Origin of the sequence: Pseudomonas sp. PS02302 (assembly GCF_029959585.1) — a bacterium.
GTDB lineage: Bacteria > Pseudomonadota > Gammaproteobacteria > Pseudomonadales > Pseudomonadaceae > Chryseomonas > Chryseomonas aestiva.
Window position 1 is genome coordinate 1 of sequence record NZ_JASCON010000081.1, and the last position, 25,013, is coordinate 25,013.

General features: G+C 65.8%; 24 protein-coding genes. 9 read left to right on the top strand and 15 right to left on the bottom strand.

Annotated features, from left to right (window positions below; translation table 11 throughout):
* The first annotated feature begins 137 nt into the window (after positions 1 to 137).
* On the top strand, positions 138 to 1,187 hold the full coding sequence (locus tag QMX82_RS21090) for an AI-2E family transporter (RefSeq protein WP_208691326.1): 1,050 nt from the start codon (positions 138 to 140) through the stop codon (positions 1,185 to 1,187).
* Positions 1,188 to 1,224: 37 nt separating this feature from the next.
* On the opposite strand, the gene QMX82_RS21095 is transcribed toward QMX82_RS21090, so the two are convergent.
* Positions 1,225 to 2,094 (bottom strand): MurR/RpiR family transcriptional regulator, encoded by an 870-nt coding sequence (locus QMX82_RS21095; protein WP_133860632.1) that lies wholly within the window; start codon positions 2,092 to 2,094, stop codon positions 1,225 to 1,227.
* Between the two features lie 164 nt (positions 2,095 to 2,258).
* On the opposite strand from QMX82_RS21095, the gene zwf reads away from it, so the two are divergent.
* The 4 genes from zwf to rluB all read left to right on the top strand — a co-directional run bounded on the left by zwf (position 2,259) and on the right by rluB (position 6,440).
* Positions 2,259 to 3,728 (top strand): glucose-6-phosphate dehydrogenase, encoded by a 1,470-nt coding sequence (zwf, locus tag QMX82_RS21100; RefSeq protein WP_027602213.1) that lies wholly within the window; start codon positions 2,259 to 2,261, stop codon positions 3,726 to 3,728.
* Positions 3,715 to 4,425, top strand: coding sequence for a 6-phosphogluconolactonase (gene pgl, locus QMX82_RS21105; RefSeq protein WP_282287258.1), 711 nt, complete (start codon positions 3,715 to 3,717; stop codon positions 4,423 to 4,425). The genes zwf and pgl overlap by 14 nt, the downstream gene beginning before the upstream one ends.
* A 20-nt stretch (positions 4,426 to 4,445) precedes the next feature.
* Positions 4,446 to 5,084: a bifunctional 4-hydroxy-2-oxoglutarate aldolase/2-dehydro-3-deoxy-phosphogluconate aldolase gene (locus QMX82_RS21110; protein WP_187979359.1), complete on the top strand. Its 639-nt coding sequence runs from the start codon at positions 4,446 to 4,448 to the stop codon at positions 5,082 to 5,084.
* 294 nt (positions 5,085 to 5,378) lie between these two features.
* A complete protein-coding gene (rluB, locus tag QMX82_RS21115; protein ID WP_208691323.1) occupies positions 5,379 to 6,440 on the top strand; it encodes a 23S rRNA pseudouridine(2605) synthase RluB in 1,062 nt (353 codons plus the stop codon).
* Positions 6,441 to 6,470: 30 nt separating this feature from the next.
* Here the strand turns inward: rluB and QMX82_RS21120 are convergent, their stop codons facing one another.
* The 5 genes from QMX82_RS21120 to QMX82_RS21140 form a co-directional block, all read right to left on the bottom strand.
* Positions 6,471 to 7,394, bottom strand: coding sequence for a GGDEF domain-containing protein (locus tag QMX82_RS21120; protein WP_282287260.1), 924 nt, complete (start codon positions 7,392 to 7,394; stop codon positions 6,471 to 6,473).
* A 173-nt stretch (positions 7,395 to 7,567) separates the two neighbouring features.
* Entirely contained in the window at positions 7,568 to 8,569 is a 1,002-nt protein-coding gene (locus QMX82_RS21125; RefSeq protein WP_282287261.1) for an NADP-dependent oxidoreductase, read from the bottom strand.
* A 55-nt stretch (positions 8,570 to 8,624) separates the two neighbouring features.
* A complete protein-coding gene (locus QMX82_RS21130; protein ID WP_282287262.1) occupies positions 8,625 to 9,812 on the bottom strand; it encodes a benzoate/H(+) symporter BenE family transporter in 1,188 nt (395 codons plus the stop codon).
* Between the two features lie 9 nt (positions 9,813 to 9,821).
* The gene (locus QMX82_RS21135; RefSeq protein ID WP_042133985.1) at positions 9,822 to 10,427 is read right to left on the bottom strand and encodes a LysE family translocator; all 606 of its coding nucleotides are present in this window, start codon (positions 10,425 to 10,427) and stop codon (positions 9,822 to 9,824) included.
* Positions 10,428 to 10,515: 88 nt separating this feature from the next.
* Positions 10,516 to 10,995: a MarR family winged helix-turn-helix transcriptional regulator gene (locus tag QMX82_RS21140; RefSeq protein WP_208691319.1), complete on the bottom strand. Its 480-nt coding sequence runs from the start codon at positions 10,993 to 10,995 to the stop codon at positions 10,516 to 10,518.
* An 80-nt stretch (positions 10,996 to 11,075) separates the two neighbouring features.
* On the opposite strand from QMX82_RS21140, the gene QMX82_RS21145 reads away from it, so the two are divergent.
* Complete coding sequence (locus tag QMX82_RS21145; protein ID WP_208691318.1) at positions 11,076 to 12,245, top strand: aminotransferase-like domain-containing protein; 1,170 nt, start codon at positions 11,076 to 11,078, stop codon at positions 12,243 to 12,245.
* A gap of 1 nt (position 12,246) precedes the next feature.
* Positions 12,247 to 12,846, top strand: a complete 600-nt coding sequence (locus tag QMX82_RS21150) for a glutathione S-transferase family protein (protein WP_208691317.1) — start codon at positions 12,247 to 12,249, stop codon at positions 12,844 to 12,846.
* A 46-nt stretch (positions 12,847 to 12,892) separates the two neighbouring features.
* On the opposite strand, the gene QMX82_RS21155 is transcribed toward QMX82_RS21150, so the two are convergent.
* The 3 genes from QMX82_RS21155 to QMX82_RS21165 all read right to left on the bottom strand — a co-directional run bounded on the left by QMX82_RS21155 (position 12,893) and on the right by QMX82_RS21165 (position 15,107).
* Positions 12,893 to 13,315, bottom strand: a complete 423-nt coding sequence (locus QMX82_RS21155) for a hypothetical protein (RefSeq protein WP_273862020.1) — start codon at positions 13,313 to 13,315, stop codon at positions 12,893 to 12,895.
* A 340-nt stretch (positions 13,316 to 13,655) separates the two neighbouring features.
* Entirely contained in the window at positions 13,656 to 14,555 is a 900-nt protein-coding gene (locus tag QMX82_RS21160; protein WP_282287291.1) for a manganese catalase family protein, read from the bottom strand.
* A gap of 39 nt (positions 14,556 to 14,594) precedes the next feature.
* Entirely contained in the window at positions 14,595 to 15,107 is a 513-nt protein-coding gene (locus QMX82_RS21165; RefSeq protein ID WP_282287293.1) for a ferritin-like domain-containing protein, read from the bottom strand.
* Positions 15,108 to 15,459: 352 nt separating this feature from the next.
* Between QMX82_RS21165 and QMX82_RS21170 the strand changes: the two genes are divergently transcribed.
* Entirely contained in the window at positions 15,460 to 18,324 is a 2,865-nt protein-coding gene (locus QMX82_RS21170) for a sensor domain-containing phosphodiesterase (RefSeq protein WP_282287295.1), read from the top strand.
* Here the strand turns inward: QMX82_RS21170 and rbsD are convergent.
* The 6 genes from rbsD to QMX82_RS21200 are packed head-to-tail and all read right to left on the bottom strand — an operon-like array spanning position 18,321 to position 24,142.
* Entirely contained in the window at positions 18,321 to 18,725 is a 405-nt protein-coding gene (rbsD, locus tag QMX82_RS21175; protein WP_208691314.1) for a D-ribose pyranase, read from the bottom strand. The two genes, QMX82_RS21170 and rbsD, sit on opposite strands and share 4 nt — an antisense overlap.
* Positions 18,722 to 19,630, bottom strand: a complete 909-nt coding sequence (rbsK, locus tag QMX82_RS21180; RefSeq protein WP_208691313.1) for a ribokinase — start codon at positions 19,628 to 19,630, stop codon at positions 18,722 to 18,724. Before rbsK ends, rbsD begins: the two co-directional genes overlap by 4 nt.
* The gene (locus QMX82_RS21185) at positions 19,620 to 20,639 is read right to left on the bottom strand and encodes a LacI family DNA-binding transcriptional regulator (RefSeq protein ID WP_282287298.1); all 1,020 of its coding nucleotides are present in this window, start codon (positions 20,637 to 20,639) and stop codon (positions 19,620 to 19,622) included. Before QMX82_RS21185 ends, rbsK begins: the two co-directional genes overlap by 11 nt.
* Positions 20,639 to 21,616 (bottom strand): ABC transporter permease, encoded by a 978-nt coding sequence (locus QMX82_RS21190; RefSeq protein WP_282287300.1) that lies wholly within the window; start codon positions 21,614 to 21,616, stop codon positions 20,639 to 20,641. Before QMX82_RS21190 ends, QMX82_RS21185 begins: the two co-directional genes overlap by 1 nt.
* Positions 21,613 to 23,169: a sugar ABC transporter ATP-binding protein gene (locus tag QMX82_RS21195; protein ID WP_282287302.1), complete on the bottom strand. Its 1,557-nt coding sequence runs from the start codon at positions 23,167 to 23,169 to the stop codon at positions 21,613 to 21,615. The genes QMX82_RS21190 and QMX82_RS21195 overlap by 4 nt, the downstream gene beginning before the upstream one ends.
* Positions 23,170 to 23,185: 16 nt before the next feature.
* Positions 23,186 to 24,142 carry a sugar ABC transporter substrate-binding protein gene (locus QMX82_RS21200; protein ID WP_133860613.1) on the bottom strand — a complete coding sequence of 319 codons (957 nt, stop codon included), beginning with the start codon at positions 24,140 to 24,142 and terminating at the stop codon, positions 23,186 to 23,188.
* A gap of 208 nt (positions 24,143 to 24,350) precedes the next feature.
* Between QMX82_RS21200 and QMX82_RS21205 the strand changes: the two genes are divergently transcribed.
* Entirely contained in the window at positions 24,351 to 24,899 is a 549-nt protein-coding gene (locus QMX82_RS21205; RefSeq protein WP_282287304.1) for an adenine phosphoribosyltransferase, read from the top strand.
* Positions 24,900 to 25,013: the final 114 nt, after the last annotated feature.

Below are 25,013 nucleotides of genomic sequence, written 5' to 3' on the forward strand. Positions count from 1 at the left end.
GTCCGGCGCGGGGGGCCGGGGGGGGGGCCCCGGGCGCCCCGGCCTCTTCGGGCCGAGTTGGGGGTGCTTATGGGAACCCCACGGCTTCCGAGGCTCTAAGCAAGGCCTGTCATCCTTGTTTGGAATCGCGAAAGCCAATGAAAAGTGCTCGGCTGGAAAACAAGACGTTCCTGATCCTGCTGGTGGTGGTCTCGCTGGCCTTCGTCTGGATCCTCACGCCCTTCCTGGGGGCGGTGTTCTGGGGCGCCATCCTCGCCATCCTGTTTGCCCCGCTGCAGCGCTGGTTCGTCCGGCGCTTCAATAACAGACGCAACCTCGGGGCGCTCTGCACCCTGTTCGTGATCCTGCTCATCGTCATCCTGCCGGTGGTGTTCATCGCCATTTCCCTGGTGCAGGAAGGCTCGCTGCTGTACCAGCAGATCAGCAGCGGTCAGCTCAACTTCGGTCAGTACTATCAGCAGATCTGGGGCGCCTTGCCGGGTTCGGTACGTGGCGTGCTGGAGCGCTTCGGCGCGGGGGACCTGGATGGCATTCGCCAGAAGCTCTCCGACGGTGCCATGCAGGGCAGCCAGTTCGTCGCTACCCAGGCCTTCAGCTTCGGTCAGGGGACCTTCCAGTTCCTGATCGGCTTCGGCGTGATGCTCTATCTGCTGTTCTTCCTGCTGCGCGATGGTTCGCAGCTGGTGGCGCTGATCCGCAAGGCCATTCCGCTGAGCGACATGCACAAGCGCAGCCTCATGGCCAAGTTCACCGCCGTGGTGCGCGCCACGGTCAAGGGCAACATCATCGTGGCCGTGGTGCAGGGTGCCCTCGGCGGCTTCATCCTCGGCGTGCTGGGCGTCCAGGGCGCGGTGCTCTGGGGCACCCTGATGGCCTTCCTGTCGCTGCTGCCCGCGGTCGGCTCGGCGCTGATCTGGGTGCCGGTGGCCATCTACTTCCTGGCCACCGGGTCAGTGATCAAAGGGGTCATCCTGATCGTCTTCGCGGTGGTGGTGATCGGTCTGGTGGACAACCTGCTGCGCCCCATCCTGGTCGGCAAGGACACCAAGATGCCGGACTACGTGGTGCTGATCTCCACCATTGGCGGCATGTCGCTATTCGGCCTGAACGGCTTCGTGATCGGCCCGCTGATCGCCGCGCTGTTCATGTCGACCTGGGATCTGTTCAGCCATCGCGACGACATCTAGAGACGTAGGGGCTCCGGAGATACCGGAGCCCAAGGCGTCAGCCCTGGTCGGGCTCCGAGGGATAGCGGGTCGCGACCAGGCTTTCCTTGACCTTGCGCAGGTGCGGCTGGAAATCCACGCCGCGCTTTAGCGTGACCCCGGTAGCCAGGATGTCCAGCACCGTGAGCTGGATGATCCGCGAGGTCATGGGCATGTAGATATCGGTGTCTTCCGGCAGCGGGATGTCCAGGCTGTGGGTGCAGACCTTGGCCAGCGGGGTGTTACTGGCGGTGAGGCCGAGCACCGAGGCGCCGTTGTCGCGGGCCAGCTTGGCCACGTCCACCAGTTCGCGGGTGCGGCCGGTGTAGGAGATGATCACGAAGAGATCGCCGGTCCTGGCGATGGAGGCGAGCATCCGCTGCATCAGCACGTCCGAATGCGCCGACACCGCCATGTTGAAGCGGAAGAACTTGTGCTGGGCGTCCAGGGCCACGGGGGCCGAGGCGCCCAGGCCGAAGAAGTGGATCTGCCGCGCCTGGATCATCAGGTCCACCGCGCGATCCACCGTGCGGGCGTCCAGTCGCTGGCGGGCGCTATCCAGGGAGGCGATGGTGCTGCTGAAGATCTTTTCCGCGTAGGCTTCGGATTCGTCGTTGGCTTCCACTGCCTGGCTGACATAGACCGCGCCACTGGCGATGCTCTGCGCCAGCTGGATCTTCATCTCCGGGTAGCCGCTCACGCCCAGGGAGCGGCAGAAGCGATTGACGGTGGGCTCGCTGACCTGGGCCGCCTGGGCCAGGGCCGCGATGGTGTAGCGCGTGGCCTGCCGGGGATTCTGCAGGATGACCTCGGCGACCTTGCGTTCCGCGCGGTTGAGTTCACCGATGCGGTTCTGGATGGTTTGCAGCAGGGTGCTGGCACGATCCATGAGAACTCCTAGTGGTTGTTGTGCCTCTATCCTAAGGCTATAAAAGGTATGGGCCGGGCTTACCCCTGCGCCGTATTTTTTAATATAAAGACTACGCGAATCGCCCCAGCTCCCCTATGATGGTGCTGGAATATCTCAAACTTTAAGTAAAAGAACGAATATTTATGGCTGGCGTCCGAGTTCTACCCTGTACCCTGGCAATCTTCGGCGCGTTGGGCGACCTGGCCCTGCGCAAACTTTTCCCTGCCCTTTACCAGCTGGATCGCGAAGGTCTGCTGCACGAGGATACCCGCATCATGGCGCTGGCGCGTGACCAGGGCGATGGGGTCAAGCAGCTGGAGCACATCGAGGAGCGCCTGCGCCACTATGTGCCCAAGGCCGATTGGGACGAAGCGGTATGGACCCGGATGCGCGGCCGCCTGGGCTATCGCGCCATCGATTTTCGCAATCGCGAAGACTATACGGGACTTGCCGAGGATGTGGGCGAGACCTCGCCACTGATCGCCTATTTCGCCACCCCGGCACTGGTCTACAGTGCCATCTGCGAAAACCTCGCCGCCGTCGGCCTGTGCGAGCGCACCCGGGTGGTGATGGAAAAGCCCATCGGCTACGACCTGGAATCCTCCAAGGTGGTCAACGACGCCGTGGCGCGCTTCTTCCCCGAAGACCGCGTCTACCGCATCGACCATTACCTGGGCAAGGAGACCGTGCAGAACCTCATCGCCCTGAGATTCGCCAACAGCCTGTTCGAGACCCAGTGGAACCAGAACTACATTTCCCACGTGGAAATCACCGTCGCCGAGAAGGTCGGGATCGAGGGTCGCTGGGGCTATTTCGACCAGGCTGGCCAGCTGCGCGACATGGTGCAGAACCACCTGCTGCAGCTGCTCTGCCTGACCGCCATGGACCCGCCGGCGGACCTCTCTGCCGACAGCATCCGTGACGAGAAGGTCAAGGTGCTCAAGGCGCTGGAGCCCATTACCGCCGACCAGCTCGCCAGCCGCGTGGTGCTGGGGCAGTACACCTCCGGCTACAGTGACGGCAAGCCGGTGCCGGGTTATCTGGAAGAACCCAATTCCAACACCGAAAGCCGCACCGAGACCTTTGTCGCCATCCGCGCGGACATCCGCAACTGGCGCTGGTCGGGCGTGCCCTTCTATCTGCGTACCGGCAAGCGCATGCCGCAGAAGCTGTCGCAGATCGTCATCCACTTCAAGGAACCACCGCACTACATCTTCGCCCCCGAGCAGCGCAGCCTGATTAGCAACCGCCTGATCATCCGCATCCAGCCGGACGAAGGTATTTCGCTGCAGGTGATGAGCAAGGACCAGGGCCTGCGCAAGGGCATGCAACTGCGCAGCGGTCCGCTGCAACTCAATTTCTCCGAGACCTTCAAGCACCTGCGCACCCCGGACGCCTACGAGCGACTGCTGTTGGAAGTCATGCAGGGCAACCAGTCGCTGTTCGTCCGCAAGGACGAGATCGAAGCGGCCTGGAAGTGGTGCGATCAGCTGATGGATGGCTGGTCGAAGATGGGCGACTCGCCCAAGTCCTACGCCGCTGGCAGCTGGGGTCCGCTGACTTCCATCGCACTGATCGCACGAGACGGGAGATCCTGGTATGGCGACGTCTGATCTGGGGCAGGGTGTGACCCTGCGCGAATTGCCCGACCGCGAGGCTCACGCCACGGCGCTGGCCGAGACGGTCACCGCGGCGCTGCGCGAGGCCCTGGCGGCCCGTGGCGAAGCGCTGCTGATCGTTTCCGGTGGCCGCAGTCCGGTGCCCTTCCTGGAGCGCCTGGCGCAGGCCGAGCTGGACTGGTCCAAGGTGCTGGTCACCCTGGCGGACGAGCGCTGGGTACCCGCTGATCATCCGGACAGCAATGCCGGCCTGTTGCGCCAGCACCTGTTCCAGGGACCTGCTGCCGCTGCGGGCTTCGTCGATCTCTATAGCCCGGCCGCTTCCACGCAAGAGGGCATGGCGCTGACCGAAGCCCGGCTGCGCGACACCCTGGGGACCCCCGATGTGCTGGTGCTGGGCATGGGTGACGACGCCCATACCGCCTCGCTGTTCCCCGGCAGTCCCGGCCTGGAAGAGGCCCTGGATCCGGCCAGCGAGCGCCTGAGCTTTGCTGGCGTGGCACCGTCCGCGCCTCAGACCCGCATCACCCTGAGCCGCGCCTACCTGAGTCGCGCGCGGCAGCAGATCCTCGCCATCCAGGGCGCGGGCAAGCGACAGGTACTGGAAACCGCTCTGGCCGAGGGCGACGAGCTGGCCACTCCGATCAAGGCGTTCCTGCGCGAACCCCTGGTCGTCTATTGGTGCCCCTGACGAGGAGTTGAGTTTTGGACATGCAGAACAAGATCGCGACCCTAGATGCCCTGTGCGCCCGCGCGCGGATCCTGCCGGTGATCGTGATCAACGATCCCGCCGACGTGTTGCCCTTCGCCGACGCCATGGCCGCGGCTGGGCTTACCGCCCTGGAAATCACCCTGAGATCGGCCCACGGGCTGGACGCGGTGCGCCTGCTGCGCCAGGAACGTCCCGAGCTGGATGTTGGCGTGGGCACCGTGCTTGACGTGCGGATGTTCGACGCTGCGGTCGAGGCTGGCGCCCAGTTCATCGTCACTCCGGGCACCACCGAGGAAATTCTCCAGGCCGGGGTATCGGCGCCCATCCCGCTGCTGCCAGGCATCGCCACGCCTTCGGAGATCATGCAGGCCTACCGCCTGGGTTATCGCCGCTTCAAGCTGTTTCCCGCCAACGTCTATGGCGGTGTCGATGCGCTCAAGGCGTTCGCCGGCCCCTTCGCCGAGCTCAAGTTCTGCCCCACCGGTGGCGTCAACCCGGGCAACGTGAAGAACTACTTCCAGCAGCCCAACCTGCTGTGCGTCGGCGGCAGCTGGATGCTGCCCGGCGACGTGGTGAAGGCCAAGGACTGGACGCGCGTCGAGCAGCTCTGCCGCGAAGCCCTGGCCACGCTGGACTGAGCCTGCGGCCATCCGTCACCCGTCGGGCTAGTGCGGTGTCTCTGAAGTTCGCACAAGAATTGGCGGGTGATTTTTTTGACTTTGGCCAGGCGCCGGTACGAGTCATAGCAGGGCTATGGCGAGGAGTGGCAACGCCGCCAGAGCCGAAAAAGCGCCGCCAAGATTGTGCAGTCAACTTCTGAGACACCACACTCGCTAGGCTGGCGCGAGCAGGGGCGCTATCATGCGCCCCTGTCTTTTTCCTGGCGCCCGTTCCGCGGCGCCTTTGTCGTCCACTACACCGGGAGGTGCCTGATGACCCTCGACAAGAATCCCCCAAACGAATCCCTCGACGAAATCCCACCCGCGCCGGCTGGCGAAAAGCTGCAGAAGGTGCTGTCGCGCCTGGGCGTCGGCTCGCGGCGCGACGTCGAAGCCTGGATCGGCGAAGGCCGTATCAAGGTCAACGGCGTGGTCGCGCCCCTGGGTCTGAGGGTCATGCCCAAGGACGCCATTGCGGTAGACGGACGTCTGCTCAAGCGCGACCAGGCCGAGGAAGTGGTGCGGCGCGTGCTGATCTACAACAAGCCCGAAGGCGAGATCTGCACCCGTGACGATCCCGAAGGGCGGCCCACCGTCTTCGACCGCCTGCCCAAGCCCAAGCAGGGCCGCTGGATCAATGTCGGTCGCCTGGACATCAACACCACCGGCCTGCTGCTGTTCACCACCGATGGCGAACTGGCCAACCGTCTGATGCACCCGTCCTACCAGATGGATCGCGAGTACGCGGTACGGGTACGGGGCGAGGTGACCGAAGAGATGCTGCTGCGCCTGAAGAACGGGGTGATCCTCGAAGACGGCCCGGCGCGCTTCACCGACGTCCAGCAGGCGCCGGAAGGTGACGGCTTCAACCACTGGTTCCATTGCGTGGTGATGGAAGGTCGCAACCGCGAAGTCCGTCGGCTGTGGGAATCCCAGGGCCTGGTGGTGAGCCGTCTGAAGCGCGTACGTTTCGGTCCGGTGTTCATGACCAGCGATCTGCCGGTCGGCCGCTGGCGCGAGATGACCCAGGGGGAGATCGACATCCTCGCTGGCGAAGTCGGCCTGCCGCCGGTGGCGCTGCCGGCCATGGGCGGCAAGACCAAGGAAAAGCTCGAACGTCAGCAGCGCAAGACCGCGCGGCCGATCGATGCCGGTCGGGGTTCGCGCAACAAGCTCAACAAGACGGGCAAGGCCAGCAAGCCCCAGGGGTCGGCCGTGGCCGAGCGTCCCAGCGAAATGGGCCGTAAGCCGGTCAGCAAGGGCCGTACTTCGCCGGGTATCGCGCCGCGTCGTGGCCCGAGTGGTGGTGGTACCGGCAAGGGCGGTCGCCGCTAAGCAGAGCGGTCGCCTGGCCCCAGGCGAACCTCAGGCCAGGCTGCAGAATCGATTGCGGCCTTCGGCCTTGGCCTGATAGAGGGCCCGATCCGCGCGCAGCAGCAGACAGCTCGGGGATTCCACGTCGCGCAGGGTCGCCAGACCCAGGCTCAGGGTGACCGGCAACGGGATGGCGCCAGCCATCTGCGCCTGGGTCTCCACCGCCGCTCTCAGGCGTTCCGCCACGATATGCGCCGCCTCGTGGCCGGTGGCCGACAGCAGCACACAGAATTCCTCGCCGCCAAAGCGAAAGACCATGTCCATGCTTCTCAGGCTGTTGCCAAGGGTGCGGGCGGTCTGGCGCAGCACGTCGTCACCGACGCTATGGCCGAAGCGGTCGTTGATGCGCTTGAAGTGGTCCAGGTCCAGCATCAGCAGCGACAGCGGCTGCTGGGTCCGTCGGGCCAGTTCCAGTTCCCGTACCAGGGCGCGGTCCAGGGCGTTGCGGTTGCCGACTCCGGTCAGGGCATCGCGCAGCGCATTGTTCTGGGCCTCGCGGTAGAGCAGGGCATTGCGCAGGGGAAACAGCAGGCTGCCGAGCAGGTATTCCAGCGCTCCGAGTTCGCTGTCCTGGAAGCGCTCCTGACGATAGAAAGTCAGATCACCCAGGCGCAGATCCCCCTGGTTCAGGTGATAGTGGATCTGATGGCCCTGTTCTTCACCCAGGCCGATGGCGACGTCTTCCGCGAGATTGCGGTAGGCGAGGCCGGGCAGGTCCACCAGGGTATCCACCTCCTGCCGGAAGAGTTGCAGGACCCGTTCGAGATCCAGCGAGGTCTGCAGGACGCCGAGCAGGCGCTGGCGGAGGGCGCCCAGTACCGCCGGATCGCTTTCGCGGGCGGGGACAACCAGGTTGGCGTTGCGCTGCTGGCGAGCGCGATCGAGATTGATGGTGTTGGACGAGGGCGGGACCATGCCTGTTCTCCTTGGCGGATAGTCCCTCTACAGCGAGAAGCGTGCCAGTCTCTCAGCGTCAATTAAATCAATGATTTAACGGAATAGTGGCGATTAGCCGTCTATAAGTTGACGCCTCGAAGCCCAACGGACCGCCATTGCGACCCGTTGGTGACGACTTTCCGACGCGCGGTCTAGACCTTGAGCACCAGCTTGCCGAAGTTCTCCCCGGAGAACAGCTTCATCAGGGTCTCGGGGAAGGTATCCAGGCCTTCCACCACGTGCTCGCGGGACTTGAGCTGGCCGTCGGCCAGCCAGATCGCCAGCTGCTGCTGGGCTTCGGCATAGCGAGCGGCGTGGTCCAGCACGATGAAGCCTTCCATGCGCGCGCGATTGCTGAGCAGGGCCAGGTAGTTCTGCGGACCCTGCACCTTGTCGCTGTTGTACTGGCTGATGGCGCCGCAGAGCACTACCCGGGCGCGGAAGTTGATCTGCGCCAGGACCGCGTTCAGGGTCGGACCACCGACGTTGTCGAAATAGACGTCGATGCCATTGGGACATTCGCGGTGCAGGGCGGCCGCTAGGTCAGGTTCGGCCTTGTAGTCGATGGCGGCGTCGAAACCCAGTTCCTCGATCAGATAGCGGCATTTTTCCGCGCCACCGGCGATACCCACGACATGGCAGGCCTTGAGCTTGCCGATCTGGCCGACCATGCTGCCGACCGCACCGGCTGCGCCGGAGACCACGATGGTCTGGCCGGCCTGGGGCTCGCCGACTTCCAGCAGGCCGAAGTAGGCGGTCAGGCCGGTCATGCCGAGTACCGAAAGATACTGGGGCAGGCTGGCCTTGCTGGGGTCCACCTTGTAGAAGCCCTGGGGCTCGCCCAGGTAGTAATCCTGGATGCCGAGCATGCCGTTGATCGTGTCGCCGACCTTGAAGTCCGGGTGATTGGACGCCACCACCTCACCCACGCCCAGGGCGCGAATGACTTCGCCGAGGCCGATGGGCTTGATATAGGACTTGCCCTCGTTCATCCAGCCGCGCATCGCCGGGTCGAGGGAGAGGAAGAGATTCTTGATCAGCACCTGACCGGGGCCGGGTTCGCCGATCGGCTGCTCGATACGCTCGAAGGTCTCGGCGGTAGGTTCGCCGGACGGGCGCTTGGCGAGCAGGAACTGGCGATTGGTACGGGACATGGTGTTCTCCTGACGGGAAAGATGCAGTTCCGACCCGTCAGGAGGGGCACGGGTTCTAATGGCGGCGTGCGGTAAGTAGCAAACTGGCCAAAAGGCCGGCGACCAGGCCCCAGAAGGCCGAGCCGATCCCGCCCAGGGTCAGGCCCGAGGCCGTGACCAGGAAGGTGATCAGCGCCGGCTCGCGCTGGCCGGGGTCGGCCAGGGCGCCGTGCAGGCCGTTCATGATGGAGCCGAGTAGCGCCAGGGCGGCCACCGAGATCACCAGCTCGCCTGGCAGGGAGGCGAACAGCGCCGCCAGGGTGGCGCCGAACAACCCGGCGATGCCGTAGAACAGTCCGCACCAGACCGCCGCCGTGTAGCGCTTGCCGGCGTCCTCATGGGCCTGGGGCCCGGTGCAGATCGCCGCGCTGATGGCCGCCAGGTTGATGCCATGGGAGCCGAAGGGTGCCAGCAGCAGCGAGGCGAGCCCGGTGGTGGCGATCAGCGGCGAGGCCGGAACCGCGTAGCCATCGGTACGCAGCACGGCGATGCCAGGCATGTTCTGCGAGGCCATGGCCACCACGAACAGCGGAATGGCAATGCCGATGGTGGCGGCCAGGGAAAAGGTCGGGGCGGTCCATACCGGCACCGCCAACTCCAGCCGCAGGCTGTGGAAGTCCAGCAATCCCAGCCCGGCGGCCAGCAGCAGGCCGACCAGCAGGGCGACCAGCACGCAATAGCGCGGCCACAGCCGCTTGGCCACCAGATAGGCCAGGGCCATGCCCAGGACCAGTGCGGTCTGGTGCTGGGCCGCGGCGCAGATCTCGATGCCGATGCGGAAGAGGATGCCGGCCAGCAGGGCGGCGGCGAGTGCCGGCGGTACCCGGCGCAGCAGGCGGTCGACGCTGCCGGTGAGGCCGCAGAGGGCGAGCAGTACGGCGCAGATGACAAAGGCGCCGATGGCGTCGCTGTAGGGCACGGACGGCAGGCTGGTGACCAGCAGCGCAGCACCGGGGGTCGACCAGGCGATGACGATGGGGGTGCGGTATTTAAGCGACAGGCCGATGGTGGTCAGGGCCATGCCGATGGACAGCGCCCAGATCCAGGAGGAGATCTGCCCGCTGCTCAGGCCGGCATTCTGGCCGGCCTGGAACATCAGCACCAGGGAGCTGGTGTAGCCCACCAGCATGGCGACGAAGCCGGCGACCACGGCGGCGGGTGAGGTGTCGGCCAGCGGGGTAAGGCGTTGCGGAGCCGCGTGCATCGAAAAACCTCAGTGGTGGCCGAACAGGATGGGGTAGAGGGACAGCACCAGCAGCAGCGCCATGCTCCAGTTGAACAGCCGCAGCCGTGCCGGGCTGCTGAGCAGACGCCGCAGGCCCATCCCGAACAGCGTCCAGAGGCTGACGCTGGGCAGGTTGATCAGGGCGAAGAGCAGGGCGACCAGCAGCAGGTTGGCGGTGAAGTTCTCGGCCGGAATATAGGCGGTGACCGCACCGATGGCCATCACCCAGGCCTTGGGATTCACCCACTGGAAGGCCGCGGCCTGGAAGAAGCCGAAGGGCTTGCCGCTGCCCGACTCCCGCGGCGTCGGGGCGGAGGCGGTGGCCAGCTTCCAGGCCAGATACAGCAGGTAGGCGCCGCCGATGACCCGCAAGGCGATCTGCAGCGGTGGATAGAGCACGAACAGCTGACCCAGGCCAAGACCGGTGCAGATGACCAGCAGCATGTGACCCAGGCTGATGCCGAACATGTGCGGCAGGGTCCGCCGAAAGCCGAAGTTGACCCCTGACGCCAGCAGCATCATGTTGTTGGGACCGGGCGTGGCGGAGGAGACGAAGGCGAAGAGCATGAAGGCGGAGAGCAGTTCGACGGTCATGAGAGGCATCCCTGAGCTTTGCGCCAGCTTAGCCAGGCGTCTCTGGCGGGTATCCGTACACCGAGGCCGCGAACCAGCGGTACAGTTTTCAGGAGTCGACCGAGGGTAGCGAACTGTCCTGGCTACCTTCGACCTCATGGCGACCAGCCAGCGCCTGGTTGAAGGCCAGCCAGCCCTCGGCTGCCGCTGGCCCCGCCGCAGCCAGCGCGGCCTGCACCAGGCGCATCTGCTCGCGTCTTAGGGTCTGCTCCAGCGCGGCGCCGCCGCGGGTCAGCGACAGCCGCCGCTTGCGCTTGTCCGTCGCGTCCGTCGCCATGGCCACCAGTTGCATCTCCAGCAACTGCCGCAGCGGAATGTTCAACGCCTGCTTGCTGACGTTGAGCACTTCCAACAGGGCCTTGTTGCTCAGTCCCGGTTCGCGGGCGATGAAGAACAGGATGCGCTGGTGGACCCGGCTCAGCCCACGGCGCGCCAGCATGTCGTCGGCCTTGGCGGTGAACGCCTGGTAACCGAAGAAGAAGGTCTCCATGACCAGGCGCTGCTGGGTGGTCTGGTTTAGGTCAAGCATATTGACTTGTCTTTCCGGAGTGCATTAGGGTCGGTCAAGTAGTTTGACTCATTAGCCGGCCACAGGCCACAGGAGCGCAGATGGCATTTTCCGAACGGGTGACCCGACTCAAGAGCAGCCTGATCCGCGACATCCTGGCGGCGGCGCAGCGTCCGGAGGTGATGTCCTTCGCCGGGGGGCTGCCTGCCGAGCGCTGTCTGCCGGCGGTGAACTGGAGCCATATGCCGACCGGCCTGGGTCAGTACGGCATGAGCGAGGGCGAGCCGGCCCTGCGCGAGGCCATAGCCGCTCAGGCACGCGGCTATGGTCTGGACTGCACGGCGGACCAGGTGCTGGTGACCACGGGTTCGCAGCAGGCCCTGGATCTGATCGCCAAGCTCTATCTCGACGTCGGCACGCCGGTGCTGGTGGAAGGCCCCACCTATCTGGCGGCGCTGCAGAGCTTCCAGTTCTTTGGCGCGGATTGTCGGGAGGTCAGCCTGACTCCGGAGGGGCTGGATCTGGCTGCCTTGCGTCTGCAGCTGGAACGGCAGCGCCCGGCCTTCGCCTATCTGATCCCGACCTTCCAGAATCCGTCCGGCGTGCGCTATTCCGCGGCCAACCGAGCGGCGGTGGCGGCATTGCTGGACGAGTACGGCGTGACCCTGGTCGAGGACGAGCCCTATCGCGAACTCAGCTATGACGGCGCGCCGGCGCGCCCGCTATGCGCCCAGCTCCGGCGCAGCGCCTGGATCCACACCGGCAGCCTGTCCAAGACGCTGTTGCCCGGCCTGCGCGTGGGCTACCTGATCGCCTCGCCCGACTTGCTCAAGCCCCTGCGAGCGCTCAAGCAGGCCGCTGACCTGCATACCTGTCGCATGAGCCAGTGGCAGGTGCTGCAATGGCTCGGCAGCGAGCGCTACGCCCAGCACCTGGCGGAGGTACGGGCCTTCTATCGTGAACGCCGCGATGGTTTCGCCCTGGCGCTGACGCGCCATTTCGGCGATATCGCCGACTGGCAGATCCCGCAAGGCGGTCTGTTCTTCTGGTTGCGGCTGAAAACGCCCCTGGATACCCGTACGCTACTGGATGCCGCCTTGGCGCAGGATGTCGCCTTCATGCCGGGCGAGCCGTTCTTTGCCGAGCCGGATCGTCACCTCGGTCTGCTGCGGCTCAATTTCAGCCATGTGCTGCCCGAGCGGCTGGACACCGGTCTCGCGCGCCTGGCCGGCGTGATCCGCGAAGCCACCCCCTCTAACAAGGAGCTGTGAGATGTATCAGGTCTATGGCGATCGTCGTTCCGGCAACTGCTACAAGGTGGTGCTGATGCTGCACCTGCTCGGCGTGGAATATCGCTGGCACGAGGTCGATATCCTCGCCGGCGAGACTCGGAGCGACGCCTTCCTGGCAATGAATCCCAACGGTAAGATTCCGGTACTGGAGCTGGAAGACGGCACCTGCCTGTGGGAGTCCAACGCCATTCTCAACTTTCTCGCCGATGGCACGCGCTTCCTGCCCAACGAGCCCCGCCTGCGGACCCAGGTGCTGCAGTGGCAATTCTTCGAGCAATACAGCCACGAGCCCTACGTGGCAGTGGCGCGTTTCATCCGGCTCTACCAGGGGCTGCCGGCAGAGCGTCTGGAGGAGTACGAGGTCTGCCAGGTACGGGGCTACAAGGCATTGCGGGTGATGGAGCAGCAGCTGCAACGCACCCCCTTCCTGGTCGGGGAGCAGTATTCAATCGCCGACATCGCGCTCTATGCCTATACCCACGTCGCCCATGAAGGCGGCTTCCGACTGGACGACTATCCGGCGATCCAGGCTTGGCTGGCGCGCGTGGCAGCGCAGCCGGGGCATGTCCCCATCGGCTGAAAGGTGGACAGGGGAGCCAGGCTCCCCACAGGATGCCGGTGCGTGATCAGCGAGCGCTGACCACGAACTGCCAGTACTGGTTGAGCCGGCGCTCGCCACCATTGGCGGTCAGCAGCACCGAGGACGGCGGCTTGGACTGCAGCTCCGGCAGGGATTTCATCAGCGTCAGCCAGTTGCTGTAGTAGGTCTGCAGACAGCGCCGCGCGGTGCCGTTGTTCTGCAGCGAGGTGAGGGCTCGCTGATAGGCCGGTTCGATCTGCGACAGCGCCTGGACGACGCAGGTGTCGGTATCGGAGAAGCGAGCGGTGTCGCCAATGCGCGTTCCGGCGATCACTGCCTTGTTCGCGCAGCTCTTGAAGGCAATCATGCTGGCCTGCTCGAATTGCAGGGCATTCTGATCCATGGCGAAGGCGGGTGCGCTGCAGACGGCGGCGGCAACGAGAGCAAAGGCGTAAAGGTGGCGTTTCATGGTGGCGTCCCTGACTACGTCGGTACAACGTGGTTGCATCAATGCACAGCGGCAGACTGCGCCGCCAGACGAATGTTCAGCGCGCGAGGCGGCAAAGCGCCATCAGGTGAATTCGACCAGACCGACGGTAGTGAGACCTATGAACAGGGCGGTCAGAGCGACCATGGCGAACGCCAGGAGATAATCTTCCATCAGGGCTTTCCCTACTACGATGACGGCAATAGGACCGATGGCAATTGGCCAGGTTCTTGTGGGAAGGGAGGTAATGTGGATTGGCCGACGGAAGGTCGTCAGCGCGGGGTGAAGGCGGCGGCGCCACAAGAGCGACGCCGCCTTTTCATCACTCGTTCAGGCGATTCTTGTCCAGTTGCTTGGCCAGGCCGGCACCCAGATCGGCACCGGTCACCGGTGCGGCGTCGGGGTCAGACTGGGTCCGGGTGGCGAGCTGCTCCACCGCCTTGGCCTGCTTGGACGGCAGCTTGACGCTGGCCAGGCCATCGCCGCCATCCACAGCCGGCCCGGGCTGTTCCACGTATTCCCAGTCCTGCCCTTGATTCCAGGGGCCGCGCTGATCTCCTTCGCCTTGCGACAGGTTGTAGTAGACGCTGGCGAATTCAGGGCGGGGCGGCACCTTGCCCTGGGGGAAGTTGGGCTGAATGGAATGCAGCGCGTTCTCGAAGGACTTCTGGTGCGCAATCTCGCGGGTCATCAAAAAGCTCAGGGTGTCCTTGATGCCGGCATCGTCGGTGACGTTGATCAGGCGCTCGTAGACGATCTTGGCCCGGGCTTCGGCGGCGATGTTGGACCTGAGGTCGATGGTCGGTTCACCAATGGTGTCGATGTAGGCCGCAGTCCAGGGTACGCCAGCCGAGTTGGTCAGGGCCGGACCACCACCATAGAGAATCTGGGTGAGGTGGGAGTCGTTGCCGGCGCCGGTCAGAGAGCGGTACAGGTCCGCTTCGTCCTGGGTCTTTTCCGCCAGGTCACCCTTGGCGCCCTTGTTCAGCATGGCGATCATGGAACCGATGATTTCCAGGTGGCTGAGCTCTTCGGTGGCGATGTCGAACAGCATGTCCTTGCGGCCCGGGTCGAGCTCGGCTATCGCCTGGGTGAAGTAGCGCATGGCGGCGGCGAGTTCGCCTTGGGGACCGCCGAATTGCTCCAGCATCAGGTTGGCCAGGCCGGGGTTGGGCTCGGACACGCGCACGGTGTATTGCAGTCGCTTGTTATGGACGAACATGTAACCTCCAGGGGCTAGTCACGGTATAACTCGGGTGGTTCAGCGCTTCGCGGTCAGGTCGGGATCGGCGGAGCGCTCGAGGAAGGCACGGGTGGTGGCGGGCAGGTCTTCCAGCAACCAGGCCGCCATGGCCTTCTCCTGTTCGAGGATACGTTCGCAGGCCTGCTGCGTTTCGGTGTCGCCGATCTCCGCAGCCGCCGCGATCAGCGTGGTGTAGGTGGCGATTTCGATATTTTCGAAGACATAGCCGGCGATGGCGCCCTTGATGACCTCATCGCTCATGGGCGCGCCGCCAAGGGCCTGGCCCAGCGCCAGCAACTTGCCGCCCATGTCCTTGAGGGTTGAGGCGCTGCTGCCATGACGGCTCAGGCAGCCCTCGATGATCTGGCGCTGCTCCTGGGTTTCCCTGATGTGCTGCTCGATGCGCTGGCGCAGTTGCGGGTAGTGCGCCAGCCGGGCGGACTGAGCGGAGAGCATCTTCTCGGCCTGTTCCTCCATGGCATGGGCATCGCGCAGCCAGTCGATGAGGTTGTCTTGCTTGGACGCTGTCATGGAGTACTCCTGCGCGTGGATAGGGATGACATCGGGCTGGCGGGCCCCGCCAGATTGCATTCTGTCTGCTTATTAGTGGGCCTGGCCTGGCGAGAGATTCGCGTCGTCACAGCCTTTCGGATCGCTGGAAAAGCTCCGGCCTTTTTGTTTTACAAGCCCAACGGCTGGGGATTGTCTGGCAGGTCGAATTGTTGGACGGGAGGCTCTTGGCTGTACAACTCTTGTCTTAGCCAATCCGGGTCTTTAGTCATATCTTTGCCGTTCGCGCCCCCAGGGAAACCGTTCATTCCGTACTTGCCGAAGCCCGGGGCATCTGTGTCAGGATTCGGGGAATGCACGGGAAGGAGTCAGCATGAAAGGGCCTGAGGAACAGTCGCCAGGCGCACGCCCGGCCAGGCCGCTGGAAGCACACTGGCCGGATCCGAATGCGCCGGGGTTGGCGACGGAGCAGATCATCGCGCAACTGTGCGCAGCCGCTGGCGATGCCGACTGGGCCTGGTACCAGCGCCGCGGCAACTGGTCGTGCATGGCCACCGGCAATGGCGCCAGTGCCTGGCCGGAATTGCTCGACGACGAGGAATTGGCGCAGCTGTCGGCCATGGCCGGGCTCAGCTGCCATCCCACCGGCAGTGGCCCGACCCCGCTGGGCTGGTTGCTCGCCCGTCGCGATGACCATACCGATTTCGCCGCGCTGGCCCTGAGATTCGGCTTCGTCCTGCAGCGCCTGCAGCTGCAGCGGGCCCAGGCCATCCAGCAGGTGCTCTACGACATCACCTACCTGGCCAGTTCGACCCTGGATCGCCAGCTGTTCATGCAGCGCACCCACGAGCTGCTGGTCTCGCTGATCGATGCCGAGAATTTCTTCCTGGCGCTGCAGGACGCCGACTCGGACCAGATCCACTATCCCTATTACTTCGACCAGCGCGACGAGAGTCCGCCGGAGCCCGGTTCCTTCGAGCCGCTGGATAGGGATCAGCCGAGTCTGACGGCCTTTGTGCTCATGCACGGTGAGCCGCTGCTGCTGCCCAAGGAAGCCATCGAAGCGGCGCAGGTGTCAGGGCCGTACTATTGCCAGGGCTCGGTCCCCGAATTCTGGATGGGCATCCCGCTCAAGGACGGCGCCGATCGCACCTTCGGGGTCCTCAGCCTGCAGGTCTACGATCGCGAGCGTCGCTACGGCCCCGAGGACCAGGCGCTGTTCCAGGTGATCGCCCGCGACGTGGCCATGGCCCTGGATCGCATCCTCCGGCGCGAATCCCTGGAAGCCACCGTGGGCCAGCGCACCCAGGAGCTGTCGGAGGTCAATGCCCGGCTGCGCGAGCAGATCGCCGAACGCGAACGTGCCGAGCAGCTGCAGGCGGCGCTGTTCCGCATCGCCGAGCTGTCCAGCGCCAGTACCGACATGCCGGACCTCCTGGGCGGTCTTCACCGGGTCGTGGGCGAGCTGCTCTATGCCCACAACTTCTACATCGCCCTCTACGACGATGCCTCGGGAGAGGTGAGCTTCCCCTATTTCGCCGATGAGCGCCGTACCACGGCGCCCGTCGCCCGGCGCGGCACGCGCGGCTATACCGAATACACCATCCGCCAACGGCGACCCTGCATCATCGATCGGCGCAAGGCCCGGCTGCTGATCGAGCAGGGTGAGATCACCCCGGTCGAGGGTACCCCGGAAGCCTGCTCCTGGCTGGGTATCCCGCTCTGGGACGGCAAGCACGTCCGGGGGGTCCTGGCGGTACAGAGCTATCGCGAAGACGTCTACTACAGCCGGCGCGACCAGGAGTTGCTCACCTTCGTCTCGCGCCATATCGATACGGCGCTGTCCCGGCGCAGCGCCGCGGAAGCCATCCAGCAGTCGCGCCAGGCGCTGGAGGTCAGGGTGCAGGAGCGCACCCGGGCGCTGGACGCGGCCAACGCCCGACTGCTGTACGAGAACAACCACGATGCCTTGACCCGGCTGCCCAATCGCAGCTTCTTCCAGCAGCGCCTGGGCGAACTCTGGGCGGCGCTGGAGCGCGACGGGACCGGCCTTGCGGTGATGTTTCTCGATCTGGACAGATTCAAGCGCATCAACGACCAGTTCGGCCATCCCTTCGGCGACCTGCTGCTGGTGGCAGCCGGAGAGCGATTGTCGAGCTGCCTGCGCGAGACCGACCTGCTGGCACGTCTGGGCGGCGATGAATTCGCCATCCTGGTGCCCGGTGGCGGCCTGGATTCACCGGTAGCTATCGCCCAGCGCATCATCGAAGCCTTCGACCGCCCGCTGGTGATCGATGACCACAGCCTGTTCGCCTCCTGCAGCATCGGCATCGTGCTGGCCGATCCCAGCCTGCATCGTCAGCCGGACGACCTGCTGCGCGACGCCGATACGGCCATGTACCGGGTCAAGCAGGGCGGGCGCGACAACTTCGCGGTCTTCAACCAGGAACTGCGTCAGGTGGTCTCCGATCAGGTGGTGCGCGAAGGCGCGCTGCGCAAGGCGTTGAAGAATGGCAACGAACTTGAGCCCTTCTTCCAGCCGATCATCGACGTCACCAGCGGCCGCGTGGCAGCACTGGAGGCGCTGATCCGCTGGCGTCAGCCGGACGGCAGCGTCCTGGCGCCAGGGGCCTTTCTACCCGAGCTGGAAGGCTTGCGGCTGATCGGTCGCCTGGATACCTACATGCTGACGCGCATCGCCGCCACCCTGGCCGAGCCGGCCCAGGCCCACTGGCCGGTGGTGCACGTCAATTGCTCCAGCTACAGCATCGTGCGGCCGGAATTCGCCGACGAGGTGCTGAGCATCCTGGCCGAGTACGGCGTGGCGCCATCGCGGATCTGCCTGGAGTTGACCGAAGGGGCGCTGGTCGCCGAGCCGGAGCGCGCCAAGGCGGCCATGGAGGCCCTGGATCGCCACGGTGTCTCGGTGGTGCTGGACGATTTCGGCGCGGGCTTCTCGTCGCTGGGCTATGTCCACGAGTATCGCTTTCGCGGCCTCAAGATCGACAAGTCCTTTGTCCTGCGTCTGGCCGACAGCGCGCGCAGCGTCGCCATCGTCCGCGCCATCGTGCGCATGGCCGAGTCGCTGGGTCTGGATGTGGTCGCCGAGGGCGTCGAGGACGCCCAGGCGTTGCAACTGCTCAGGGACATGGGTGCCCGTCATGCCCAGGGTTATTTCTTCGCCCGCCCGCTGGATCTGCTGGCGACCCGGCGGCTGCTGGCCAGGACCGTCGACTAGAAGGCGACCCCGGCCACCAGGATCAGGTTGGTGTAGGGCTGGCACTCGCCGGTGCGAATCTGCACCCGCGCCTGGCGACACAGGGTCTTCATCTCGTCATGGGAGACCAGGCGGCGGCTGCCCAGGGCGCCGCTCGCGGTCAGGCGTTCCAGTTCGCCCAGGGCCGGGGGCTGGGCGGTGAGGGTTTGCTCGGCGAGCAGATGGCTTTCCACCTGCATCTCGCTGAGCAGCGCCTGCAGCACACTGAGAAAGTCCGGCACGCCCGGGGTGACGGCCAGATCGACCAGCGGGGTGCCCGGCGGCACCGGCATGCCGGCGTCACCGATGACTACCAGGTCGCCATGACCGAGACTGGCGACGGCCTGGGACAGGGCGATGTTGAGCAGAGGGGTCTTTTTCACCGGGCGAGCTCCTGGCGGGTGGGGATGGACGGCTGGGCGCCCGGGCGGGTGACGGCGATGGCGGCGGCCTGCTGGCCGAGGGCGATGGCGGCGTCCACGCTCAGACCTTCCGCCAGGCCGGCGGCGAAGCCACCGAGGAAGGTGTCGCCGGCGGCGGTGGTGTCCACCGCTTTTACCGGTGTGGCCGGATGGTGGCGGCAGCTGTCGGTGGTGACCTGCAGCAGGCCCTGGCCACCCAGGGTCAGCAGTACCTGGCGGGCGCCGGCGGCGACCAGCTGACGCGCGGCGGCTTCGGCCTGCTCCAGGGTGTCCACCGGCAACCCGGTCAGCAGGCTGGCTTCGCTTTCGTTGGGCACCAGGTAGTCGATATGGGCGTACCACTCGGCCGGCAGCGGACCGGTGGCCGGCGCCGGATTGAGGATCACCGTCTTGCCCAGCGCATGGGCGCGGGCGAGGGCGTCGCCCACCGTGGCCAGCGGTACCTCCAGCTGGGCGATCACCAGCTTGGCCTGGTCGAGCACGCGCTCCTGGGCCTGCAGGTGAGCGGCGGACAGTTCGCCGTTGCCTCCGGCGACGATGACGATGGCGTTCTGGCCCTGGTCATCCACCAGGATGGACGCGATGCCAGTGGGTACCTCGGCAGCCACCGAGACGCCCTGGCAGTCGATGCCTTCCTGGACCAGGCTGCGGGTGAGGAAGTCGCCATAGGGATCGGCGCCGACGCAGCCGATCATGGCGACCCGGGCGCCCAGGCGCGCCGCGGCGACGGCCTGATTCGCGCCCTTGCCGCCGGGTGCGGTGGTGAAGGTATGGCCGGCGAGGGTCTCGCCGCCCTTGGGCAGGCGCGGGGCGCGCACCACCAGGTCCATGTTCAGGCTGCCGATGACGACGACGTCAGGGTGCATGGGAGGTCTCCAGAGCAGAGGGCGCCGCGGTGGATTCGCGCAGCACCAGCCGGGGTACGGCGATGTCGTGGGTGGAGGGGCTGCCGACCGTCTCGCGGCGCGCCAGCAGGAGCTGGGCGGCGCGCTCGCCGAGGTCGCGGATCGACTGGCCGATGGTGGTCAGGGCCGGGTAGAGATAGCGGCTGAGTTCGATGTCGTCGAAGCCCACCACCGAGAGCTGGCCGGGGACGCTCAGGCCCAGCTCGGCGGCGGCGCGCAACACGCCCAGGGCGATGGTGTCGTTGCCGGCGAAGATTGCGGTCGGACGCTCCGCCCGGGCCAGCAACTCGCGGGCCGCGGCATGACCGGCGGCGGCGGTGAAGGCGCAGCGCTGGATGGCGCCAGGCGCGATGCCGGCTTGCGCCAGGGCCTCCTGGTAGCCGGTGATCCGCTCGCTGGCGACGGGCGAGTCGGCCGGGCCACCGATGCAGGCGATCCGTCGATGGCCGAGGTCCAGCAGATGGCGGGTGGCGAGCAGACCGCCCTGGTGGTGATCGATGCGGATATGCGCGGCCTGGACCCCGTCCAGCGGCCGGTCGGCCAGCACCAGCGGGATGCGCAGGCCGGCGAGGGCGCGGGCGAAGCGCGGATCGCCATCCACGGTGGCGACCACCAGGCCGTCGATGCGGCGCTCCTTGAGCACCCGCAGATAGCGCAGTTGCTTGTCGGCGTCGTCATCGGAATTGCAGAGGATGACGCTGTAACCCTGGCGCTCGCAGTGATCCTCGATCCCCCGTGCCAGTTCGGCGAAATAGGGGTTGACCGCATTGGGCACCAGCACGCCGAAGGTGCCGGTGGCGCGACTGCGCAGGGAGCGGGCCACGCCGCTGGGCACGTAGCCCAGCTCGGCGATGGCCGCCTCGACCTTTTTCCGGACGCCCGGACTGACCGGGCGACTGTTGTTCACCACATGGGAAACCGTGGTGTAGGAGATGCCGGCGCGGGCGGCGACATCCTTGATGGTCGCCATCAGCCCTTGCTCTTGGCGCGCTGGCTGCGATAGGTGTCGAGGATCACGGCCACCACGATGACCGCGCCGGTGATGATGCGCTTGGTCGGCTCGCTGGCGCCGATCTGGGCCAGGCCCGCAGCCAGTACCGAGATGATCAGCACGCCGAAGAAGGTGCTGATCACCGAGCCGCGGCCGCCCATGAGGCTGGTGCCACCGATCACCACGGCGGCGATCACCTGCAGTTCGAGGCCCACGCCGGCATTGGGATCGGCGGCTTCCAGGCGGGAGATCTGGAACAGTGCGGCCAAGCCCGCCAGCAAGCCCATGAGGGCGAAGACGATGACCTTGTAGGGTTTGGGATTGATCCCGGCCAGGCGCACCGCTTCCTCGTTGGTGCCGATGGCGATCAGGTAGCGTCCGAGCACCGAGCGGGTCAGCAGCAGCTGCGCGACCACGATCACCAGCAGGGCGATGACGAAGGAGGGCGAGATGCCGAAGGCGAAGGGCGTGGACAGCCAGGCGTAGGCATCGCCGATATAGGCGGTGCGCGAATTGGTCAGCTGGTAGGCGGCGCCACGGGCCATCTCCAGCACGCCCAGGGAGACGATGAAGGAGGGGATGCGCCAGGCCACGGTCACACTGCCGGTGAGGGTGCCGGTCAGGGCCGCGCAGAGCATGCCCAGGGCGGCCGCCGGCAGGATGCCCCAGCCCCATTCCAGGGTGGCGACGCTGACCACGGCGGCGGCCAGGGCGACCACCGAACCCACCGAGAGATCGATGCCGCCGATGATCAGGATGAAGGTCATCCCGGTCGCCAGCACCATCAGATCGGGGATCTGGTTGGCCAGGGTGGTGAAGGTGGCATAGGAGAGAAAGTGGCTGCTCATCAGGGAGAACAGCACGATCATGGCCAGCAGGGCAGCGGCCAGGCCGATGTAGGTGCCCAGGCCCAGGCCGAAGGCACGCCGGGAAGGGGTGACGGGAAGACTGCTCATCGAATGGCTTCCTGAGAAAGGGTTTGCGGCGGGACAGGTTCTTCCAGCAGGGCTTCGCGGGAGCGATAGCCGGCGAAGGCGGCGGCCAGCAGCCGCTCCTGATCCCAGTCATGGCGTTCGAAGGTGGCTTCCAGGCGGCCGGCGGAGATCACGCCGATCCGATCGCAGATCAGCATCAGCTCGCGCAAATCGCTGGAGACCACGACCAGGGCCTTGCCCTGGCGGGTGAGTTCGGCCAGCAGGCCATAGATCTCGAACTTGGCGCCGACGTCGATGCCGCGCGTGGGTTCGTCGAACAGCATCACCTGGCAATCGCGTTCCAGCCAGCGCCCGATGACCACCTTCTGCTGGTTGCCACCGGACAGTTCGCCCACGGGCTGGGTGCCGTCGTTGCAGCGGATGCGCATGCCCTTGATATGGCGCTCGGCCAGGGCCGCTTCGCGTGTGCCGCTGACCAGGCCCTGTCGAGCAACCTTGGCCATGTTGCCCAGGGCGATGTTGGCGCTGATCGGCTGGCTGAGCAGCAGGCCTTCGCCCTTGCGATCCTCGGTGATGAGGGCGATGCCCTGGCGCACCACCTTGGCCGGCGAACCCAGGTCGACCGGCTTGCCGGCCAGGTGCACCGCGCCGGAATCAGCGCGATCGGCGCCAAAGATCAGGCGCAGGAGTTCGGTCCGCCCGGCGCCGATCAGGCCGGAAATACCATAGATCTCGCCCGCGCGGACGCTGAAGGAGACATCCTGGACCTTGTCGGCGCGCGTGAGGCCCTTGACCTCCAGCAGGGGCGGGCCGAAGCGGCGTTCGCCCATGTCGAGGTGCTCGCCGAGATCGCGGCCGACCATGAGGCTGACGATCTGGTCGGTGCCGTACTCGGCCATGGGCGCGTCGGCCACCAGCCGACCATCGCGCAGCACCACCAGTTGCTGGGCGATGCGCTTAAGTTCTTCCAGGCGATGGGAGATGTAGACCAGGGCTACGCTCCGGGCGCGCAGGCGCTCGATCTGTTCGAACAGCAAATCCACCTCGCGCGAGGTGAGCATGGCGGTCGGCTCGTCGAGAATCAGCACCCGGCAATCGCCGATCAGGTTGCGGGCGATTTCCACCATCTGCTGGTGACCCACACCCAGTTCGGCGATGGGGGTATCCGGATCTATGGCCTCCAGGCCGACCTGGGCCATGGCCAGCCGCGCCTGCTCGCGCAACTGGCGGCGGTCGATCCAGCCCAGTCGCCGGGGCAGGCGATCGAGAAAGAGATTTTCCGCCACGGTGAGGGTGGGCAGCAGATTGAGTTCCTGCATGACCATCCGCACCCCCTGGGCTTCCGCCTCACGGCGGCTGCCCGGAGCATAGGGTCGGCCGAGGAAACTCAGCTCGCCGGTGGTAGGTTGCACCAGGCCACAGAGGATTTTGGACAGGGTGCTCTTGCCGGCGCCGTTTTCCCCGGTGAGCGCCAGCACCTGGCCGGCGCGCAACTCCAGGTCCACGCCGCCGAGTACCGGCTGTGCATAGGTCTTGCCGATGCCACGGGCGCTGAGGATGACCTCGGACGACATGGGGGCTCTCCTTGGCTCAGGGCTGGGTGACGAGTTCGACCGGCGTTTCGATCACGCCGTCCTTGGCACCGGTGGGCTCGCCCTTGACCAGCTTGAGCGCGGCGTCGATACCGAACACGGCCTGCTTGGCGGCGAACTGGTCGGCGGTGGCGAGGACGCGACCGTCTTTCAGCATCGGGTGGATGGCCTTGATGTTGTCGTAGCCGACGATCTGCACCTGACCTTTCTTGCCCGCGGCCCGCACGGCGGAGACGGCGCCCAGCGCCATGCTGTCGTTGCCGGCCAGCAGGGCCTTCAGGTCGGGGTATTCGTTGAGCATGGCCGCGGCGACGGCGTTGCCCTTGTCGATTTCCCAGTTGCCGGACTGCACGCCGACGATCTTCATGCCGGCCGCTTCCATGGCGTCCTTGAAGCCTGCGGTGCGCTGCTGGGCGTTGGTGGTGGTGGAAACGCCCTCGATGATGCCGACCTGATCACCCTGCTTGAGCTGCTTGGCGAGGTACTCGCCCACCAGGCGTGCGCCCTTGCGGTTGTCGGGGCCGACGAAGGGAATGTCCAGGGACTTGGACTTGAGCACCTCGGGATCCAGGCGATTGTCGATGTTAACCACCTTGATGCCGGCGTCGCTGGCTTTCTTCAGCACCGGGACCAGGGCCTTGGAGTCGGCCGGGGCGATGACCAGGGCATCGACCTTGGACACGATCATCTGCTCGACGATACGGATCTGGCTGGAGGTGTCGGTCTCGTCCTTGATCCCGTTGGAGATCAGGTCGAAGTCGGCGGAATGCTCTTTCTGGTAGGTCTTGGCGCCGTCTTCCATGGTCAGGAAGAATTCGTTGGCCAGGGACTTCATGACCAGCGCGACCTTGGGCTTTTCGGCGGCCGTGGCATGACTGGCGGTGAGCGGCAGGATCAGCGAAGCGGAGGCGAGAGCGATAGCCGCCAGCAGGCGGGCAGGGCGAAAGGCCAGCATAGGGGAATCTCCGAATTCTTATGGTTCTTGTGGTCGCGCAAACGTTTGCGCGTGATCGAGGATGTCCGCTTCATTGGTAGCTGTCAACGCGAGTCACTACATGAATCGATTCAGCTCGCAGGGATGGCGGGTTGGCCCTGGCCGGGCGGGCACCGGTATACTGGGCAATCGTATTCAACCAGGCGCCCGGCGCCCAAGAGTCTCTGCCATGTCCTTTTCCGAATCCGCCCTGAAGCCCCTCATCCGCGCCGTGCCCGATTTCCCCAAGCCGGGGGTGATCTTCCGGGACATCACGCCACTGTTCCAATCACCTGAGGGGCTGCGTGCCGTCATGGCGGAGTTGCTGGAGCGCTATCGTTCGGCGACCTTCACCCACGTCGGGGCGCTGGATGCGCGCGGATTCCTCATCGGCCCGATCCTGGCCTACGAACTGGGCAAGCCGCTGGTGCTGTTCCGCAAGCAGGGCAAGCTGCCGGCCGAGCTGCTGACCGAGGTCTACAGCACCGAATACGGCGACTCGGTGATCGAGGTGCACAAGGACAGCGTCGGTGCCGGTGATTCGGTGCTGCTGGTCGACGACCTCATCGCCACCGGCGGTACCCTGGTCGCCGCTGGCAACCTGATCCGCCGCCTGGGCGCCGAAGTCCACGAAGCCGCCGCCATCGTCGACCTGCCCGAACTGGGCGGCTCCAAGCGCCTGGAAGCCGCCGGCATCCCCACCTTCGCCCTGACGAGCTTTGCGCTGTCCGAGTATTGAGTTGCAGTTGATCGCGACCATCGCGGTCCGCACTGCTGTGGCTTTGCTCTCTTTTATCGCGGCCGTGGGCCGCTCCTACAAATACACCGAACAAATGTAGGAGCGGCCCATGGG

What these genes read in the sequence shown, in the direction of transcription:
- QMX82_RS21090 (WP_208691326.1), top strand. Translation starts at nt 138, where the DNA reads ATGAAAAGTGCTCGGCTGGAAAACAAGACGTTCCTGATCCTGCTGGTG.
- QMX82_RS21095 (WP_133860632.1), bottom strand. Translation starts at nt 2,094, where the DNA reads ATGGATCGTGCCAGCACCCTGCTGCAAACCATCCAGAACCGCATCGGT.
- zwf (WP_027602213.1), top strand. Translation starts at nt 2,259, where the DNA reads ATGGCTGGCGTCCGAGTTCTACCCTGTACCCTGGCAATCTTCGGCGCG.
- pgl (WP_282287258.1), top strand. Translation starts at nt 3,715, where the DNA reads ATGGCGACGTCTGATCTGGGGCAGGGTGTGACCCTGCGCGAATTGCCC.
- QMX82_RS21110 (WP_187979359.1), top strand. Translation starts at nt 4,446, where the DNA reads ATGCAGAACAAGATCGCGACCCTAGATGCCCTGTGCGCCCGCGCGCGG.
- rluB (WP_208691323.1), top strand. Translation starts at nt 5,379, where the DNA reads ATGACCCTCGACAAGAATCCCCCAAACGAATCCCTCGACGAAATCCCA.
- QMX82_RS21120 (WP_282287260.1), bottom strand. Translation starts at nt 7,394, where the DNA reads ATGGTCCCGCCCTCGTCCAACACCATCAATCTCGATCGCGCTCGCCAG.
- QMX82_RS21125 (WP_282287261.1), bottom strand. Translation starts at nt 8,569, where the DNA reads ATGTCCCGTACCAATCGCCAGTTCCTGCTCGCCAAGCGCCCGTCCGGC.
- QMX82_RS21130 (WP_282287262.1), bottom strand. Translation starts at nt 9,812, where the DNA reads ATGCACGCGGCTCCGCAACGCCTTACCCCGCTGGCCGACACCTCACCC.
- QMX82_RS21135 (WP_042133985.1), bottom strand. Translation starts at nt 10,427, where the DNA reads ATGACCGTCGAACTGCTCTCCGCCTTCATGCTCTTCGCCTTCGTCTCC.
- QMX82_RS21140 (WP_208691319.1), bottom strand. Translation starts at nt 10,995, where the DNA reads ATGCTTGACCTAAACCAGACCACCCAGCAGCGCCTGGTCATGGAGACC.
- QMX82_RS21145 (WP_208691318.1), top strand. Translation starts at nt 11,076, where the DNA reads ATGGCATTTTCCGAACGGGTGACCCGACTCAAGAGCAGCCTGATCCGC.
- QMX82_RS21150 (WP_208691317.1), top strand. Translation starts at nt 12,247, where the DNA reads ATGTATCAGGTCTATGGCGATCGTCGTTCCGGCAACTGCTACAAGGTG.
- QMX82_RS21155 (WP_273862020.1), bottom strand. Translation starts at nt 13,315, where the DNA reads ATGAAACGCCACCTTTACGCCTTTGCTCTCGTTGCCGCCGCCGTCTGC.
- QMX82_RS21160 (WP_282287291.1), bottom strand. Translation starts at nt 14,555, where the DNA reads ATGTTCGTCCATAACAAGCGACTGCAATACACCGTGCGCGTGTCCGAG.
- QMX82_RS21165 (WP_282287293.1), bottom strand. Translation starts at nt 15,107, where the DNA reads ATGACAGCGTCCAAGCAAGACAACCTCATCGACTGGCTGCGCGATGCC.
- QMX82_RS21170 (WP_282287295.1), top strand. Translation starts at nt 15,460, where the DNA reads ATGAAAGGGCCTGAGGAACAGTCGCCAGGCGCACGCCCGGCCAGGCCG.
- rbsK (WP_208691313.1), bottom strand. Translation starts at nt 19,630, where the DNA reads ATGCACCCTGACGTCGTCGTCATCGGCAGCCTGAACATGGACCTGGTG.
- QMX82_RS21185 (WP_282287298.1), bottom strand. Translation starts at nt 20,639, where the DNA reads ATGGCGACCATCAAGGATGTCGCCGCCCGCGCCGGCATCTCCTACACC.
- QMX82_RS21190 (WP_282287300.1), bottom strand. Translation starts at nt 21,616, where the DNA reads ATGAGCAGTCTTCCCGTCACCCCTTCCCGGCGTGCCTTCGGCCTGGGC.
- QMX82_RS21195 (WP_282287302.1), bottom strand. Translation starts at nt 23,169, where the DNA reads ATGTCGTCCGAGGTCATCCTCAGCGCCCGTGGCATCGGCAAGACCTAT.
- QMX82_RS21200 (WP_133860613.1), bottom strand. Translation starts at nt 24,142, where the DNA reads ATGCTGGCCTTTCGCCCTGCCCGCCTGCTGGCGGCTATCGCTCTCGCC.
- QMX82_RS21205 (WP_282287304.1), top strand. Translation starts at nt 24,351, where the DNA reads ATGTCCTTTTCCGAATCCGCCCTGAAGCCCCTCATCCGCGCCGTGCCC.